The 17647-nt window shown below is 28.7% G+C and carries 15 protein-coding genes; 3 read left to right on the top strand and 12 right to left on the bottom strand.

Annotation, left to right across the window (positions count from 1 at the left end; genetic code table 11):
- The first annotated feature begins 49 nt into the window (after positions 1-49).
- Together BM027_RS01280 and BM027_RS01285 are read left to right on the top strand one after the other, a co-directional pair.
- Positions 50-619, top strand: a complete 570-nt coding sequence (locus BM027_RS01280; protein WP_090088032.1) for a LemA family protein — start codon at positions 50-52, stop codon at positions 617-619.
- A 2-nt stretch (positions 620-621) separates the two neighbouring features.
- Positions 622-1407: a TPM domain-containing protein gene (locus BM027_RS01285; RefSeq protein ID WP_090088034.1), complete on the top strand. Its 786-nt coding sequence runs from the start codon at positions 622-624 to the stop codon at positions 1405-1407.
- A 71-nt stretch (positions 1408-1478) separates the two neighbouring features.
- Here BM027_RS01285 and BM027_RS01290 read toward each other — a convergent pair whose 3' ends face one another.
- Positions 1479-1748, bottom strand: a complete 270-nt coding sequence (locus BM027_RS01290) for a late competence development ComFB family protein (RefSeq protein WP_090088164.1) — start codon at positions 1746-1748, stop codon at positions 1479-1481.
- Between the two features lie 243 nt (positions 1749-1991).
- Positions 1992-2474 carry a methylated-DNA--[protein]-cysteine S-methyltransferase gene (locus BM027_RS01295; RefSeq protein ID WP_090088036.1) on the bottom strand — a complete coding sequence of 161 codons (483 nt, stop codon included), beginning with the start codon at positions 2472-2474 and terminating at the stop codon, positions 1992-1994.
- 569 nt (positions 2475-3043) lie between these two features.
- On the opposite strand from BM027_RS01295, the gene BM027_RS01305 reads away from it, so the two are divergent.
- Positions 3044-5515, top strand: coding sequence for a GxGYxYP domain-containing protein (locus BM027_RS01305; RefSeq protein WP_090088038.1), 2472 nt, complete (start codon positions 3044-3046; stop codon positions 5513-5515).
- 442 nt (positions 5516-5957) lie between these two features.
- Here the strand turns inward: BM027_RS01305 and katG are convergent, their stop codons facing one another.
- From katG to BM027_RS01355, 10 genes are all read right to left on the bottom strand, one after another.
- On the bottom strand, positions 5958-8153 hold the full coding sequence (gene katG, locus BM027_RS01310; RefSeq protein WP_090088041.1) for a catalase/peroxidase HPI: 2196 nt from the start codon (positions 8151-8153) through the stop codon (positions 5958-5960).
- 111 nt (positions 8154-8264) lie between these two features.
- The gene (locus BM027_RS18405; RefSeq protein WP_242943262.1) at positions 8265-8420 is read right to left on the bottom strand and encodes a hypothetical protein; all 156 of its coding nucleotides are present in this window, start codon (positions 8418-8420) and stop codon (positions 8265-8267) included.
- Positions 8421-8741: 321 nt separating this feature from the next.
- Positions 8742-9455, bottom strand: a complete 714-nt coding sequence (locus BM027_RS01320; protein ID WP_175559917.1) for a DUF1266 domain-containing protein — start codon at positions 9453-9455, stop codon at positions 8742-8744.
- 169 nt (positions 9456-9624) lie between these two features.
- A complete protein-coding gene (locus tag BM027_RS01325) occupies positions 9625-11094 on the bottom strand; it encodes a nicotinate phosphoribosyltransferase (protein ID WP_090088045.1) in 1470 nt (489 codons plus the stop codon).
- 2 nt (positions 11095-11096) lie between these two features.
- Positions 11097-11645 carry a cysteine hydrolase family protein gene (locus BM027_RS01330; RefSeq protein WP_090088047.1) on the bottom strand — a complete coding sequence of 183 codons (549 nt, stop codon included), beginning with the start codon at positions 11643-11645 and terminating at the stop codon, positions 11097-11099.
- A gap of 12 nt (positions 11646-11657) precedes the next feature.
- Positions 11658-12455, bottom strand: coding sequence for a ribose-phosphate diphosphokinase (locus BM027_RS01335; protein ID WP_090088049.1), 798 nt, complete (start codon positions 12453-12455; stop codon positions 11658-11660).
- 19 nt (positions 12456-12474) lie between these two features.
- Positions 12475-13365 carry an NUDIX hydrolase gene (locus BM027_RS01340; protein WP_090088051.1) on the bottom strand — a complete coding sequence of 297 codons (891 nt, stop codon included), beginning with the start codon at positions 13363-13365 and terminating at the stop codon, positions 12475-12477.
- Positions 13366-13547: 182 nt separating this feature from the next.
- A complete protein-coding gene (locus BM027_RS01345; RefSeq protein ID WP_090088053.1) occupies positions 13548-14516 on the bottom strand; it encodes an alpha/beta hydrolase in 969 nt (322 codons plus the stop codon).
- Between the two features lie 219 nt (positions 14517-14735).
- Entirely contained in the window at positions 14736-16976 is a 2241-nt protein-coding gene (locus tag BM027_RS01350; RefSeq protein ID WP_090088055.1) for a histidine kinase dimerization/phospho-acceptor domain-containing protein, read from the bottom strand.
- Positions 16954-17646, bottom strand: a complete 693-nt coding sequence (locus BM027_RS01355; protein ID WP_090088058.1) for a response regulator transcription factor — start codon at positions 17644-17646, stop codon at positions 16954-16956. The genes BM027_RS01350 and BM027_RS01355 overlap by 23 nt, the downstream gene beginning before the upstream one ends.
- Position 17647: the final 1 nt, after the last annotated feature.

Here is a 17647-nt window from a genome sequence, read left to right on the forward strand (position 1 = left end):
TATTTCAATTTCTACACATAATAAACAGTATAGAAAGGAGATTAATTTTATGAAGAAAAGCGTGAAAATATTAATAATAACAATTTTAGTTGTACTCCTTATATTTATCCCTATCGTTGGAAGCTACAATAGTTTAATTTCACTTGAACAGAATGTAAATACCACTCAGTCAAATATTGACACTCAAATGCAAAGAAGATTAGATTTAATTCCTAATCTAGTTAATACTGTGAAAGGATATGCAACACAAGAAAAATCAATATTTACAGATATAGCTAATGCAAGAAGCAAATTATCTGGTGCCACAAATGTACCTGAAAAGGCTGATGCAGATAATCAACTTTCTAATTCACTTTCAAGATTATTAGTAATTGTTGAAAGTTATCCTGATTTAAAATCGAATCAGAATTTTAAAGATTTATCCATTCAATTAGAAGGAACAGAAAATAGAATTGCAGTAGCTAGGCAAGATTATAATACTTCTGTAACACAATATAACACTAAGAGAAGAAGCTTTCCTAGTAATATACTAGCCTCATTATTTGATTTTAAAGAAAAACCACTTTATAAAGCAAGTAATGGTGCAAACGAAGTCCCTCCAGTGGATTTTGCTCATTAAAAATGTTTACTAAAAATAAATCTTTAAAGCTATTTCTATCTTCTCTTTTGTTAATAATTTTGATTTTCTCTTTTCCTGTAAATGCTGCCATTGAAGTTCCTTCACCAACAAACTATAAATATTTAAATGATTATGTTGGTATGATTAGTGATTCAGAAGCAAGCAATATAATATCTATAGGAAAAGAACTAGAAGATAAAACAGGTGCACAGGCTGTTGTAGTTGTAATAGACTCAACTAAAGGAATTCCTATTGAAGACTACGCTATAAATCTCTTTAGGAGCTGGGGAATTGGACAAAAAGGTAAGGATAATGGCCTATTAATTCTTGTAGCTATAAATGATAAAGCATGGAGAGTAGAAGTTGGTCGTGGTCTTGAAGGTGCGATTCCAGATGTGCTAAGTAATAGGGTTATGACTTCAATTGCAAAACCTAGCTTTATAGAAGGTAACTATGGAAGTGGTATACTTCAATCCTATAGTACACTGTGTGATTATATAGGTAATGAATATGGAGTTACTTTAGATAAATCCTTAAACATATCACTGCCTAATAATATTTCTAAATCTAATAATAGTAGTTTAATTGTATTAGGTGTTTTTTTAGTATTATTAATACTAGATTTTATATTTAATAGAGGTAGAATATTTCTTACTCTTTTGCAAATTATTTTTATAAGTAATATATTTGGAAGACATGGTCCAAGAGGTGGTGGCTCTAGTGGCGGTGGATTTGGTGGGTTTGGTGGCGGTTCTTCTGGTGGAGGAGGTTCATCTGGAAGTTGGTAAAAAATAGTTTGTGTTATAAGCAATCTCCATTTTGTTATATAAGGCACATTCAAAAATGGAGATTGTTTGTTTTATTTATCATGTCTAGGTGAATTACTAACTATCTCAATTGCTTTTGTAACTTCAATTATTATATCTGTTTCAAATTGTTGATACATTCCACTTAACTTGGTCATTACTATCCCCTTTGTTGTAACCACATAACACGGTTTTAAATTATTAAGTGCAAGTGCATAAATATCTTTTTGGCACTTATTGCACTTACATACATCACTTTCTTTTAGTAGTTTTTCCATATCATCTTTTACCCATATTTCCATATAATTAATAACTTTTTCCATAATATAACTATCCTTTCTTCCTTTGTAATTTTTCATAAAACTTTTCATCATGTAGTGCTATTTTCAATATTGTTTTTTTCTTTCTTTTTGATTTTTCACTATATCAATTGTTTCTAGTAATCATTTGAATATTGTAACTGAATTAGACAAATAATAAATACTATTTTTTATATTTCGAAAATAATTTTCTTATATTATAATATTCGTAAATAATACAAGGAACTTTAAAATCACTATATTTATCTATAAATATCCAATGTTGTTTTTATTGTGCTTTTCCATTTCTAAAAGTTTTTCTTTTATATCCAATCCTCCTGCATAACCAACCAATTTACCATTGGCACCAATAACACGATGGCAAGGAATAAATATAAATATTGGATTTTTATTGTTTGCCATACCTACTGCACGACAGGCTTTTATGTTACCAATATTTTTTGCTACATCTTTGTAACTATAAGTTTGGCCATAAGGAATTTCTTGTAATGCCTTCCATACTTTTTGCTGAAATTCTGTGCCTTGTGGTGCAAGTGGTAAATCAAATACCATCCTTTTTTCATCAAGATATTCTTGAAGCTCTTGATTTGCTTTTTTTAGCAAGGGCGTTTCAATTATATTTGCACCTTTTAAGACGCTTTCTCCAAAATACATATTAGTAATTGATGTGCCATTCTCAACAATTGCTATTTTTCCGATCTTTGTTTCATAGTAAAATATATTATTCATATTTTATCTTTAGAAAGAGAGCATACTGTAAGTACTAAACTCCCACTAAAGTCACCTCCATTCATTGTATACACTTTTTTAAGTCTAACAAGTTATTCTTAATTGCTCATTATTATTTGTGATTTAAAAAATCTTTCTTGAAATTTTACCAGTTCTTTAATTTGTACTTTACTATACTTATCTATCTCTTTACATAAAGCTAACTAACTTATCTTCAATATCATTTTCTCTTTTTATTATGACTACAACATATAGATCATACTTTTCAATAATTCCACACTTTCTTATTTTATTGTCTTTCCTACTGTTCAATATAACATTATAAATTCAATAACCCAAACACTTTTTATAAGTGTTCATTTATAGTTGTGAGTTTACAAAATATACGACGCATCTTTGGTCTATTATTTTCTTTCATGTGCCTTGTTGAAAGACTGTAACAGATATATTAATTAACAGCTTGTATAGAAGTTATCTAAATAGCACATATTACATTTATAAAGTTTATTAGTTATATCAACATTCAATTAAAACATAGCCTATAATTTCTATAAATGAGGTGATTATAATTGCGTAAAAACTTTAAAGTAAGTATATCTATTTTTTTAATCTTATTAACCTTTTTTCACTCTTTAACAGCAAGAAGTGTAATAGCAAAAGCTTCTGACCTATCAGTAGACACCAACAATGTAAATCTTATTTTGGATTCATCAAATTATAAGAACATGACAAAAAATTTTCGTAAATCTTCTAATTTAGAAAACATACAGAATAATAAAAATTTAAATCTTAACGGACTAAACACATTAAATATTTCTGGTAGTCAACAATTTTCAGAATATAGTCTACCTCTTGTAATAAATAGTATAGGAACTTCATTGCCTATAACAGTTATTGACTTAAGGCAAGAATCTCATGGATTTATTAATGGTGCTCCTGTCAGTTGGGCAAATTCAAAAAATTCTGCTAACACAGGTTTAACAAAGGAACAAGTTTTATCAGATGAAAATAATAAACTAAATAGTATTAAATTAAATGTACCTATTACTTTTTATAATCATCCTGTTATGACTACAGTTCCAACAAAAGTCCAAAATGAAGATATGCTTGTTAAGTCTAAATCACTATCATATATTCGCATCCCTGTTACTGATGGTAAAATACCTACAGATGATATGGTTGATTACTTTGTTGAGTTAGTAAAATCACAATCTAAAAATACATGGTTACATTTTCATTGTAAAGAAGGTATAGGAAGAACTACTACTTTCATGATTATGTATGATATGATTAAAAACTGCAATCAAGTTACGGATGATGATATTATAAAAAGACAACTACTACTAACAAATTTTGATGAAAATCATATTAAATCTTTTTCTAATAATGAAAGAATTAATTTTTTGAAGAATTTCTATAAATACTGCAAAAAAAATAACAATGATTTCAATGTTAAATGGAGTGATTGGAAAAAAACTCTCACTACTAATAGTAATAGTTTTTTTCCTGTTACTTCCATATTCCAAAACACATCTAATTATATAAAAAACCCTAGAATTCCAACTTATTTATATGTTATTTCTCAAGATATAATGACTCCTAGTGAAAGAACAATGATAGCTACCCTGCAAGGGGTAGTTAATAATCATTGTTCTTTTCAAATATACACACTAAATTCCTCACAACCAGATTATCAAATATGGCTAGATGATTTAAAAAATAATTATGGAATTTTATACAAAACTGTCTCAGATCCGTGGGAATTATTAGATATATTTAAAAATTATGTTGATGGATATGTACTTTATAATAATAAATCTCTAAAAGATCCTTCAATAAATAATGCTTGTTCTCTTGCCTCATTAAATAATTGCATTGCAGTTGATGAAAGTATCCAAGATAAAGTAAAAGTCCATGGTATAACAAAGATGAAAGGAGATTGTAGAAACACAGATAAGGATTGGGCTTACAATAATTTATGGAATTCTGGTTTGAACCACTCAATGCTAATTCAACTATCTCCAGACAAAGATACTGCCTTAAGAGACTATGCAATAATGACCAAATCCCTAGTATTTTATGAGGATAACATAGAAGATACATCTCTTAGAGATAAAATATTTTCATCTATGAAAAAAGATTCAATTTGTTTAGGTTGGGGACCAGATGAATTTATTAATGTAAGTACAGCTTCAAAACATGGTATAAGTATGGTTGCTGCAGATTGGTCTTATAATTTAACTGTATTAAGTGCCTTTCCATCATTACCTATGACTCAAAAGGCATTGATGAACTTTCCTAATAAAAAAAATGTTCATTATGTAACATTCATTATGTCTGATGGAGATAATCAACAGTGGAACCTTGGCACTAATTATTGTTCTCCTAAATGGTATGGTTCTCCTTATAGAGGTAAATTTAATTTAGGTTGGTCCTTAAGCCCATCTCTATATTATCTATCCCCTACTGTTTTCAAATTGTATTATAAAAATGTAGCTCATGGATCTACTAATGATTATTTTATAGTATCACCTTCTGGAAATGGCTATATGTACCCAAGTAAATTTGATAAGAATGCACTAGGAATATATATTAATAAATTAAATAATTATATGAAAAAAGTAGATGAGAAATATATAGCAATTATAGATGATTCTTCTTTTCATGATACTAATCTTTGGGATAAATTTACTATAAAGCCTAATATACAAGGATTATTTTATCTTGATTATCATAAACATGACAACTATCATGGAGAAATTATTTGGTCTAATAATAAACCTATAGTGTCCTGTAGAGATTTACTTTGGGCTAATCTAGAAAGCGAAGATGAGTTAGTTGAAAACATTAATCATCGAATTGACTCTGGACAAGTAGACATTTGTAATTCTAACAGTTACACCTTTGTTTACGTTCATGCTTGGAGTAAAAGCTTGGATAATATTGAAGAGGTTGCAAATAAACTAAAGGAAAACCCTAAAGTAGAAATAGTCACCCCTGAAATATTTATGGAATTGATAAAGAAAAATGTTATTCACTAATATCATTTACTTATGGTATGCTTCAGCGTACCATAAGGCAAACACTTCCCCGTATACAGTATATTTAATCTTATATTCAACTTCAAATTAATAATATAATTTTTTCAAAGTAAAAAGCTATAAAAGTCATGTTAAACTTTTATAGCTTTCTAATTTATTCTAGAGTATTTTCTATTTCTTCTATTATTGGTAATGTCCACTACTTTATACTAACATCATTATCCATTTTAAATTGCTTATTAAAATCTACTCTTTCATTCATAATACATTCCTCCAATGTAATTTTCAGTAATTGTCACCACCGCTTTTATGAGAATAAGTTATTATAAAATTTTTTTCAATAATAATTTTATTATTTTTTCTAATAATTTTTTCCTCAGATATTAGCCAAAAATAGCTAGTAAAATTTTTATTATTTTACTAGCTAAAATTTAATCAATACTTATTCTTTAATATCAAAACGATCTGCATTCATTACCTTATTCCATGTTGCTACAAAATCTTGTATGAACTTTTCTTCATTGCAATTAGATGCATAAACCTCTGCAACTGCACGAAGCTCCGAATTTGAACCGAATATAAGATCAACTCTTGTTGCTGTCCACTTCACACTTCCTGTTTGCCTATCATAACCTACAAACATTTCCTTAATATCAGGTAAAGCCTTCCACACAGTATTAATATCAAGAAGATTTACAAAGAAATCATTTGTAAGACATTCTTCTCTATTGGTAAACACCCCATCCAGTGACTGCTTATAATTAGTGTTTAACACACGCATACCACCAATTAATACTGTCATTTCTGGAATAGTTAGTGATAATAGTTGAGCTCTATCTATTAACATTTCATCTGATGTTACTTCATAATTGTCTTTCATATAGTTTCTAAATCCATCTGCCTTAGGTTCAAGTACATTAAACGACTTTATATCCGTTTCCTCTTGGGTTGCATCTGTACGTCCTGGAGTAAAAGGAACAGTTATGTTGTACCCTGCATTTTTTGCTGCTTGCTCTATGCTAGCACATCCACCTAATACAATAATATCAGCTAAAGAAACCTTTTTATCCTTTGAGTGTGAATTATTAAAACTACTTTGAATTTTTTCTAGTGATTCTAACACCTTATTAAGTCTTTCTGGCTCATTAACTTCCCATTCTCTTTGTGGCTTTAGGCGTATTCTTGCCCCATTTGCTCCTCCACGCTTATCTGACATGCGAAATGTTGATGCAGATTCCCAGGCTGTTGTTACAAGGTCTGATATTGAAAGATCTGAATCTAAAATCTTTTTCTTAAGCTCTGAAATATTCTTTTTATTAATCAATCTATAGTTAGCTTTTGGCACTGGGTCTTGCCAAATAAAGCTTTCTTTTGGAACTTCTGGTCCAAGATATCTTGATATTGGTCCCATGTCTCTATGGGTTAATTTGAACCAAGCACGAGCAAAATCCTCCTCAAACTTTTTTGGATTTTCTAGATAATACTTTGCTATTTCTCTATAAATAGGATCATAAATAAGGGCTAAATCTGCTGTGGTCATCATAGGTCTATGCTTTTTTAATGGATCATAGGCATCAACTACCATATCCTCTTCATCAACATCTTTAGCTAACCATTGGTATGCTCCCGCTGGACTTTTAACTAATTCCCACTGATATTTAAATAATGTTTTTAAGTAACCCATTGTCCACTTTGTTGGCTCAGCCTTCCATGCACCTTCAAGCCCACTACTTATGGCATCTGGCCCTTTACCAGTTTTATAGCTATTTTTCCACCCCAAACCTTGCTGTTCTATAGGTGCAGCTTCTGGCTCTGGTCCAACATATGTGGGTGATGCAGCACCATGACATTTACCAAAAGTATGTCCACCTGCTATAAGCGCAACAGTTTCTTGATCATTCATTGCCATACGAGTGAATGTTTCCCTTACTTCTTTCACTGATGCCTTAGGGTCTGGATTTCCATTTGGTCCCTCTGGGTTTACATAAATTAATCCCATTTGTACAGCTGCTAGAGGGTTTTCAAGCTCTTTTTCATCTCTATTACGATCCTTCCCAAGCCATTTCTTTTCACTACCCCAGTAAATATCCTTCTGTGGTTCCCAAACATCCTCTCTTCCACCACCAAAACCAATTGTCTTTAGTCCCATAGATTCAAATGCACAATTGCCTGTTAATATCATAAGGTCAGCCCAAGATATTTTGTTTCCATACTTCTTTTTAATTGGCCAAAGTAAACGACGTGCTTTATCTAGGCTTATATTATCTGGCCAGCTATTAAGTGGTGGAAAACGTTGAAGTCCTTGTCCTCCGCCTCCTCTACCATCACCAATTCTATAGGTTCCTGCACTGTGCCAAGCCATACGAATAAAGAATGGTCCATAGTGACCATAGTCAGCTGGCCACCATTCTTGTGAGTCTGTCATCAACTTATATAAATCATTCTTTAGTTCATAATAATCTAATTTCTCAAATTCTTCAGCATAGTTAAAATCATTAGACATAGGATTGCTTTTTTCACAGTTTTGGCGAAGAACATTAAGCTTAAGCTGGTTTGGCCACCAATACTCATTAGTGGTTCCTTCTCCTGCTACTGCTTTGCTTATTCTTCCTGTCATGGGACATTTTGCTTCTGACATAACATTATCCTTTCTTATATAAATACTATTACAGTAAATTATATAAATGTTTAACTATTACTATGCGTTAATTGGTATATAATGTGTATTAAAGCTTTTTATTTTTCCATTTTAAAAGTCAATAATTTCTCTGAACATTTCTGTATTCTCATATATATTTATCTCATCACAAATTTCAATAATCTCTTTTAAGTTATTAAGTGAATCATAGTAACAGGATAAACTATTTTCATCAGTATATTGAAGATTTGGTATTCCTGAAACCATCTCTATAACATCATCTCTTATCTCTAGAGTATTATATTTAAAATATAATTTGCTTAATTTAAGTGTTTTAAACACTTAAATTTATTTTGGTTCTCCACAAGCACGCTTCACCATACCGTAAGTGAAAATAAATACTTCTCCGTACAGTATCTTTAGTCCTATTTTAAAATTCAAATTTCATTTACACAATGGAAAGAGGCCCATTCTTCTATTAATTACCTGACTCCTAATCAATGTGAATTAATAGCTAAAAATGCAGCCTAAAAAGTTCCACTTTTTGTGTTTAAAGTATTGACATAAATCCAATATCCCTTAAAATTTTTATTTGAAATTACACTTTTTCCAAACACTATCTGAATTTTTAAACAAAGCTTTTCCAGTACCAATAAGTTCGTCTATATCTCCTTCATATGCTATAGCACGTCCATAAGCACAAGATATGTAATATTCTTCCCAAGAATTAAATGAAGACTTGGCCATACTTACAGCCTTATTAATATAATTCCAAGCTTCTTCTTCAGTTATGTAATCTGCAGAATAACTCCATCTTGCAACAGTTACCAAACGATCTGTATCCCATGCAGCCACAGTTTTAACATTATTAAAGCTTTCATCCTTAAAGCCTAACTGAGCTTTCATTGTAGAATTGGCTTTATCATATAACTGAATAGTCTTATTTAAATCTGGATAATTTCCTCCTTCTCCAGATTTAATTACATTGTACACTTCATCAGCCTCTTCTCTATGACCTTCATTAACGAGCCATTCTAATGCTTCTATAGCAGTTTCTTTACTAGTAACATCCCAGCCTTCCTTTAAAACCTCCTTTACTCCTTCATTTGTTGTTTTTAGTTCATCAAAAGCCATATTATTTCTTGATGAAAGAACGGCTCCGTATGCTAAAAGCCTTTGTTTTTCATTTAGTACTTCATTCTTTTTTGAACTACTTGAATTGCTTGAAGCACAAGAAACAAATAGAATTGAACTAATTAGCCAAGCTACTACTATTGATGATAATTTTCTTAAGTTTTTCATGTTTTCCTCCCTAAAATATAAAGTAATTTGTATAATTTCTACAAGTATAATCACCATAATCAAAATTTCTACTTTATTATTATCGTATTTATACAGGAAAAATTTACATCTATTTCTTTATTTTTTAAATTCATTTTATTTTACCTGTTTCTATTCCTCAAAAATGTGGTTAAAAGTTTCCGTGCAATCTATCTCTTATTTCCGATAATGAATACTCTTTTATTAATTTACCATCCTTAAATACAATTTCTAATAGGTTATCCTTAAATTCATCTTGCTCTTTTATTGTTAATTCATCTTTATATAAAATATTTTGTCCCTCTCTATACACATAACACATTCCCTTTTGTGACTTTTTAAAATTGCCTGTATCAGTTTTAGGATCCTTAAAGATAAACTTTTCTTCTCCATCTATTACTGCATGAGTAGCCTTTAATGCAAATCCAAAAGTATCTCTAGTATTGTACTGATAGGTATATGATCCTATACCAAACACACAGTTATTTACTGCAAAGCCCTTTTCCTCTAGACCCTTACAAATTTCCTCGCATCTTTCCACAGTTATACTATCTCCATAAATTGTTCCAATCTTACTATTTAAGACCTTGTACCCTTTTGAATTAATTTCCCCTCCAAAAATATCCCATAGTAACTCAACAGTGCCCTTATATTCAGGACTATTCTTTAGCTCATCCTTGTATCCACAAATTATTTTTACTGGGTCTCCACTATCGCCTCTAATAACAATTTTTCCATTTCTCTTTATAATGTCTTCTTTCAATTTAGGAAGTATATTTGTTATTACATTCCAATAATCATAAGTGTCAGATACTATACTTAAAGTTCCACTTGGGAATACCTCAGTAATCAATCTCTTATAGGCTTCAAGCTCATCCGTACCATAGCTACTCATTATACTGTGCTCTGTAGATGGAGTTCCCAAGCCAACCATTTCTTCTTCTATATTGCAATTGTAATATTCTTCTAAATAGGCAATCGAAGATATTGTTGCCGTTCCCAAAAATGAAAGCAGATGCGCTGCACCACTAATCTCTGCACTTTCCAGAGAACTAAAACCTCTCATGCTAAAATCTCCACAGGCTTTTCTTATATCTCCAGTTTCTACAGTAAGATTAAAATAATTTTCTATTATTTCTCTATACCTATATGCAATAGTGGCACTTGTCATTGGTTGCCATATATTACAACTAATAAAAGTTTCTAAATAATTTACAAGCCATGCAAAATCTTCATGTGTATTAGTAATTTCAATCATTGGTGTTTTAATATTTACTCTTAAACCCTCTGCTACTGCTTTAATTTGTATTGGCAAATATCCTAAATCATGCAAAGCTTCAATGTGCTTTGTATCTGCTGCTATATCTCCCATAGTTTTAGAAATAATTCTTCTATACTCACAAACTACAGCTTCCTTCTCTTTATTAAAGAAGTTTTCATTAAAGTACTTAATTAAATACTTCTTTAAAAAAGGCTGAAGTCCAAACATAACAACTTTGTCCATATTTTCTTTTCTAGACATCCTAGGAGTCCAATAGCTTACTAATTTAGTCATTCCTTTTGCATAACACATATGATGAATTGTTTTATAAAAATCTGTTAATAATAATGGATTTATCATTTTCAATTCCCCCTATTAATTACTTTTACTTGCAAAGCTTCAATAACATCTAATGCCTTTTCATGTAATACATCATCAAAACTAGCACAAAGACTTGCATCAACTACAATATCAGCATTTTTATATTGTGACTGAAACATTACCACATTGCTAATTACACATATATTGGTAACAATCCCAATAATACCAATTTTATTAATATCTTCTCCTATTTCATTGGTTAATTTAATCATATCCTCTGGTGATATTCCAAAACCTTCTTTTGTATAATGTAATGTATTTTTAAGATTTATAAAATCATTTATTTTTCCATACAACTGATGTCCATGAGTATTTTTTATACAATGTGGCACAGGTAAATTTTTACCTTCTCTAGTTTCTAAATAATCTTCGTAATGAGTGTCATAGGTAAATAATACCTTATCACCATTTTGCAAATATTTAATAACCTTATCATATATAGATTGCTCTAATGTTTTAGCCTTTTCAAAGCCTAACGTTCCATCTACAAAGTCATTTTGATAGTCAATAACTACTAAAAGTTTAGCCATAATATATACCCCCTAAATTTCATACACTTTAATTTTTTCATGGTTTTTACTTAAAATACTATTGGTTGTATATATCTTTGTTATTAAATCGCTTGTTAATAAATCTCCTTCAAAAATTGTATTTTCACAATGCGTAACTACTAAGTATATTTCCGTTGCTCCCATATCCTTTAACTTAGACGCTGTTAGCATAAAGGTTCCACCCTTTGAACATAAATCATCTACTATAATAGCTTTAAAACTTTTGCTTTCAACGTTTCCATTAATTTGTAATTTTTTTATAAATCCTGTTTTAAAATCCCGCTCTTTGTTAGCAGTTAGAATTTTTTCATAGCCTATTTCTTTACCGTATCTCTTTGCTGCACCTGCATCTGGATAAACTAAATAGACATCTCCCTTCCCATTATTAACCTCTTTTAAAAGCTCTTTAGTTAAAGTTTGGGACATGTTAACTATCTTAACCCTATCTAATAATGCAGTGGATACATCTGAATGTGGTTCATAAATCGTTACACTCTCAAAATTCAAATTATTAATTAGTTTACATAAATGCTTTAATGTGAAAACCGTCATGCCTTCTGTTCTATCCATTCTGCTGTAAGGCATATATGGAAGTGTTAAATTACATTTTATTTTAAATTCATCTAAATGACTTTTCAAAAATATTAAATGAATTATATCCTCATCACTTTCAAAATTAACCCTAATTTCATTATCATTGCTTTTTAATTTTAAATTTTCACTATTAATTAAAGATTCACCATTTGGAAATTTCTTAACCTCTACTATCTCGTCATTTAAATAAATCATTTTATATCCTCCTCTATTTTTAAAAATTATGCTCCCAATTTTCATTAAACTTAAATATCTTAGCTGGTCTAAAAGGTTTACCTTCTATTTTTTCATCAGTTTCTATAATCATTTCTGCCATTTTTCTTCTGAAGTTTAAAATTTCTCTTCCCATTATTGCTTCATATACATTCTGCAATTCCTTTACGGTAAATAATCTTGGCAAAAGATTAAACGCAATTGGAGTATACTCTACTTTATTTCTTAATCTATCTAGTCCATAATCTAATATCTTATAGTGATCAAAAGCTAATTCCTCTGTAGAGTTATTTAATAGTTTATAAACTATTTCCTTTCTTCTAAAGACGTTTCTTTCGATTTTTTCTGTTATTTCATAATTAATTTCTATTTTTTTATCAACAGATTTAAGAGATAGAAAATGCTTATTTTCTACATATTTTTCATGTTTTTCACAACTAATAAGAGTCTTATCTATCCAAAACCACTCACTTTTCTTTAGAGAATCCACATCTTCAAACTTTATGCTATTCTTTTCTACTAAAGCAATATGTCCTACACTAATAACCCTTGTTCTTTTATCTCTATCAACGTCTCCAAAAGTATAGAGCTGTTCTGTATAAACATTATCTATTCCTGTCTTTTCCTTAAGTTTTCTCTTAGCACCTTCATCTAAGCTTTCTTTTATATCAAAAAAACCCCCTGGAAGTGCCCACTTTTCTATATATGGATAGTCAACTCTTTTAATTAAAATAACCTGCATTCCTTTTTTAGGTAGCTTTCGAAGATTATCTTCTTCCTTATCAGCTGTTGTAAATATTATCATATCATTTGTAACACTTGGTCTTTTATAATCATTCTCATTATAATTTTTTAAGAATTCTTCTTCCTTATCTATAAAATGTTTATCCAAACTTCTTTTCACCTCAACTTATTTTCTGTTAGATAATATCATATTGATACTATGTATTTATAATATGCTTTTTTCTATTATCTGTCAATAAATATTTTGAATTTTTATAAAATACATATAATAAGTCCTAATAAAAAAATGGCACTGTCTTAAAATAGACAGTGCCTACAAAAATAAAAAAATTAATTAACATACTTATCAATAAATTTTTTTATAGTAGTCCAATATAATTCTGGATTAATTTTGTGAGCCTTGCAATGTGCTGCTCCCTCTACTATTAATATTTCCTTTTTAGATTTGGCTGCATTATATACCTTATCTAACATAAAATATGGAACAAATTTATCTTCATCACCATGAATAAATAATATAGGAGTATTAGATTTACTTACTTGCTTTATAGCTGAAGCTTCCTTTAAAAAATACCCTGATCGTATTTTAGTAACAAGACTTGCTGCATGCATTATTGGAAATTTAGGTAATTTAAACATAAATTTTAATTGATATGAAAATTCATCCCAAGCTGATGTATATCCACAGTCTTCTATTACCGCCTTAACATTGCTTGGAAGGTCTTCTTCACCCGCTGTCATCATAACAGTACTTGCTCCCATTGAAATACCATATAACACAATCTCACAATTTTTGTCATGTTTTATTATATAATTAGTCCATTCAATAATATCTTTTCTATCATGCCATCCCATTCCAATATAATTACCTTCACTTTTACCATGGCCTCTTAAATCTGGTATTATAACATTATAGCCCATTTCATAAAAAACCTTTGCTCTACTCCCCATTTTGATACCTTCACCTGTATATCCATGAACAGTAATAACCCATCTATGTGAATCATTATAATTTAATATTTCATATCCATGAAGTCTTAAATTATCAAAAGATTTTATATATGAGTCTTTATAATTTGAAAGATTTAGAATCCATTCCATGTCTTCTACTTTACATTCTCCACTAGTTTCATCTTTATTTACTACTTCATTCTCACTATTTTTATTATTATCAAATATTGCATCTTTTGATACACTTGGATTAAGTGAAAAGTTGTAAAAATAATTTCCTGCCACTATAAGTAAAATTACAACTATTAATAATGTAATACCTATTATTATGATTATCTTATTTTCCATAATTATTACCTTTATCTCCTACTATTTAATTAAATCACATTCCATATAGCCTATTTGTTACATAACAATAATTTATCCGATTACTACCATTATTACTATTCATAACTATATCTATATTATCATATTTTTAATAGTTAGGCACATTAAAATGCATAACAAATTGTTAAGTGTTTAAACATATAAAGGGTGAGCATTATTTAAAATACTCACCCTATACATTTAAGCCTTCTTTAATTTTACTGATACCTTAAATAAATCTCCATCAACATTAAGGTCAAATTTTCCGCCTTGTAATTCAACTAAACTTTTAGCTATTGATAATCCAAGACCTGATCCTTCTGTTGTTCTTGAACTATCCCCTCTTTTAAATCTTTCTAATATTTCCTCTTCTGTAAAATTCAATTGATATTCTGATATATTTTTAAATATTATTTCTATATATCCATCAACTTCAAATACTTCAATATATACCCTAGAACCTTTCATAGAATACTTAAGTATATTAGATATTAAGTTTTGAAATACTCTAAAACTCTTTTTTCCATCAGCATATATAGTAAGCTTGCTTTCTGGTATATTCTTTATAAAATACAAATTAGCTTTTTCTATTTTATCCTCAAATTCACCTATAGTTTGCCTAATAAGCGCTACTGGATCTAATTTTTCCATATTTAATTCTAAAGTTCCTGATGATGCTTTTGAAGCTTCAAACAAATCTTCAATTAAAACCTTTAGTCTTAATGATCTTTCCTTAAGAATATCTAAGTATTTTTTCTTATCATCTTCAGAAATATTTTTCCTATCTAATAAGTCTATATAATTAATTATAGAAGTTAGTGGAGTTTTTAAATCATGTGATACATTAGTGATTAATTCTCCCTTCATCTTTTCACTCTTAACTGCCTTATCTACGGCTTTGTCTAATCCCTTTTCTATATTCACAATATTATTTGCTATATCTTTAAGAATTATTGCTCCTTTTACATCAATTTTATTATTATAATTTCCTTTTAAGATATTATCTGTACCAATTTTTATTCTATTAATGTTCCTTGCAACTGAAAATAAATATATTATTATAAATGCTGTGCCTAAAATAGCTGGTATCAATGCAAAGATATTATAAGGCCACCACCAATCATATCCTATTGAATATCCTTCTATCAATATTAGAATCACATACACAATAAATCCTATTATTGATATTATTAATCTTGAAGAAGTTGATTTTATTAAAAAACTTTCTTTCATTAAATCTTTCGATTTATAAAGTATAGATTTTTTACAAAGATAATCTCTTATATTTATTTCTTTATTTAATAAAAACAAACTCTTTATATCTGCTATTACTAAATATACTAAATATACTAAAATAATAACCATAAGAAATGTTGTCCAAAAATCTATACGAAAATAACATTTTCCGCAAAATAGATATCCTATCATATGTTTGAATTCATCAAAATATATTATGATTGCCAAAATAAATAAACATCTTATTTCAATAAATAATTTTTTGTAACATCTTATTATAAAATTATCTTTTAATATTATATATAATTCCTTTTTACACTTTAATGTTAAAATAATAATTATAAAAATATCTAATAAAGTTAAAACCGAAAAAATATATCCAATAAAACTATATTTGTTTTTTTCATTAATTTTATTACATATTTCATCACCACTTTTTAATGGATTCGATATCCTAACAATAACTTGTTTATTATTATAAAGATTATATGTTTCATGAAGAGATTCTTTTAAACTATTTGAAACATTAATTTCTTCTGGAACTTTATGATTAATTTCCAAAAACATCATATAATACTTATAATTACTTTTAGTGTCACTTATAATTTCATCTTTTGATTCACCTTTAATGTTTGTTATAGATTCTTCATTATCATTTTTTTCTATATAATATTCAATATTTGGATTTTTTGCAAGATTTGCATATTTATCATCTAAATGATTTTGTATCTCCTTTATTCCATCTTCTCTATATGCTTGATCTCCTTGTTTAAGCTTTTCTTCTAATTCATTTTTTCTATCTAATAATCCATTATAATATTCATTATGTTCTAGACTTATACGTTTTTCTTCATAGTCTTCCTGTGAATTATCATTTTCTCCAGAATCAAACATAAAACTTTTAATTTGATTAGTAACATCTTTCAAAATATTTTTATCAGTATTCTTTAAGTATGTTATTTGATTTTGTATAGCTTCCTCTTTTAAACTGCCATCTGATTGATTAATATAATAATTCATATCATTTGCTGAAAGACATACATCATTCATAACATCTACTAAAAACTTTTCAGTATTGGTATCTCCTTGACATATAATGAAATTATATGATATCCCTATAAAAATAGGTAACATAACAATACATAAGAGTAAAATCAATAAATTAGGACGCTTAATTTTCTTATTATTTTTCAATTTTGTATCCAATTCCCCACACCACCTTTAAATATCTTGGTTCTTTAGGATTTATTTCTATCTTTTCTCTTATTCTTCTTATATGAACAGTAACTGTATCCACATTACTAAAAGCAGGTTCATTCCAAACTCTTTCATAAATTTCTTCAATCGAAAAAACTCTATTAGGATTATCCATAAGAAGAGTCAAAATCTTAAATTCCAATGGAGTTAATTTTACATTTTCACCATCTACAAATACCTCTTTACTCTCCTTATTTAACTCTATTCCTCCTACTGTAATTACATTGCTATTTTCTTTTAGAGGAGAGAATCGAGTATATCTCCTTATTTGAGAATTAACTCTTGCTATTAGTTCTAATGGATTAAATGGCTTAGTTATATAATCATCTGCTCCTAAATTTAACCCTAATATCTTATCAGTATCTTCTGATTTGGCTGAAAGCATTATTATTGGAATTTGTTTTTCCTCTCTTATCTTAATAGTAGTTCTTGTTCCATTCATATTAGGCATCATTATATCCAGTATAACAAGGTGTATATCCTGCTCATCAATAATTTTTAATGCTTGTATACCATCATAAGCTTTGAAAATTTTATACCCCTCATTAGCTAAATAGACTTCTATTGCTTCAGTTATTGTTTTATCATCATCAACAACTAAAATATTGTAACCCTTCATT

It is taken from the genome of Clostridium uliginosum (assembly GCF_900112485.1).
In the GTDB taxonomy this organism is placed as follows: domain Bacteria; phylum Bacillota; class Clostridia; order Clostridiales; family Clostridiaceae; genus Clostridium; species Clostridium uliginosum.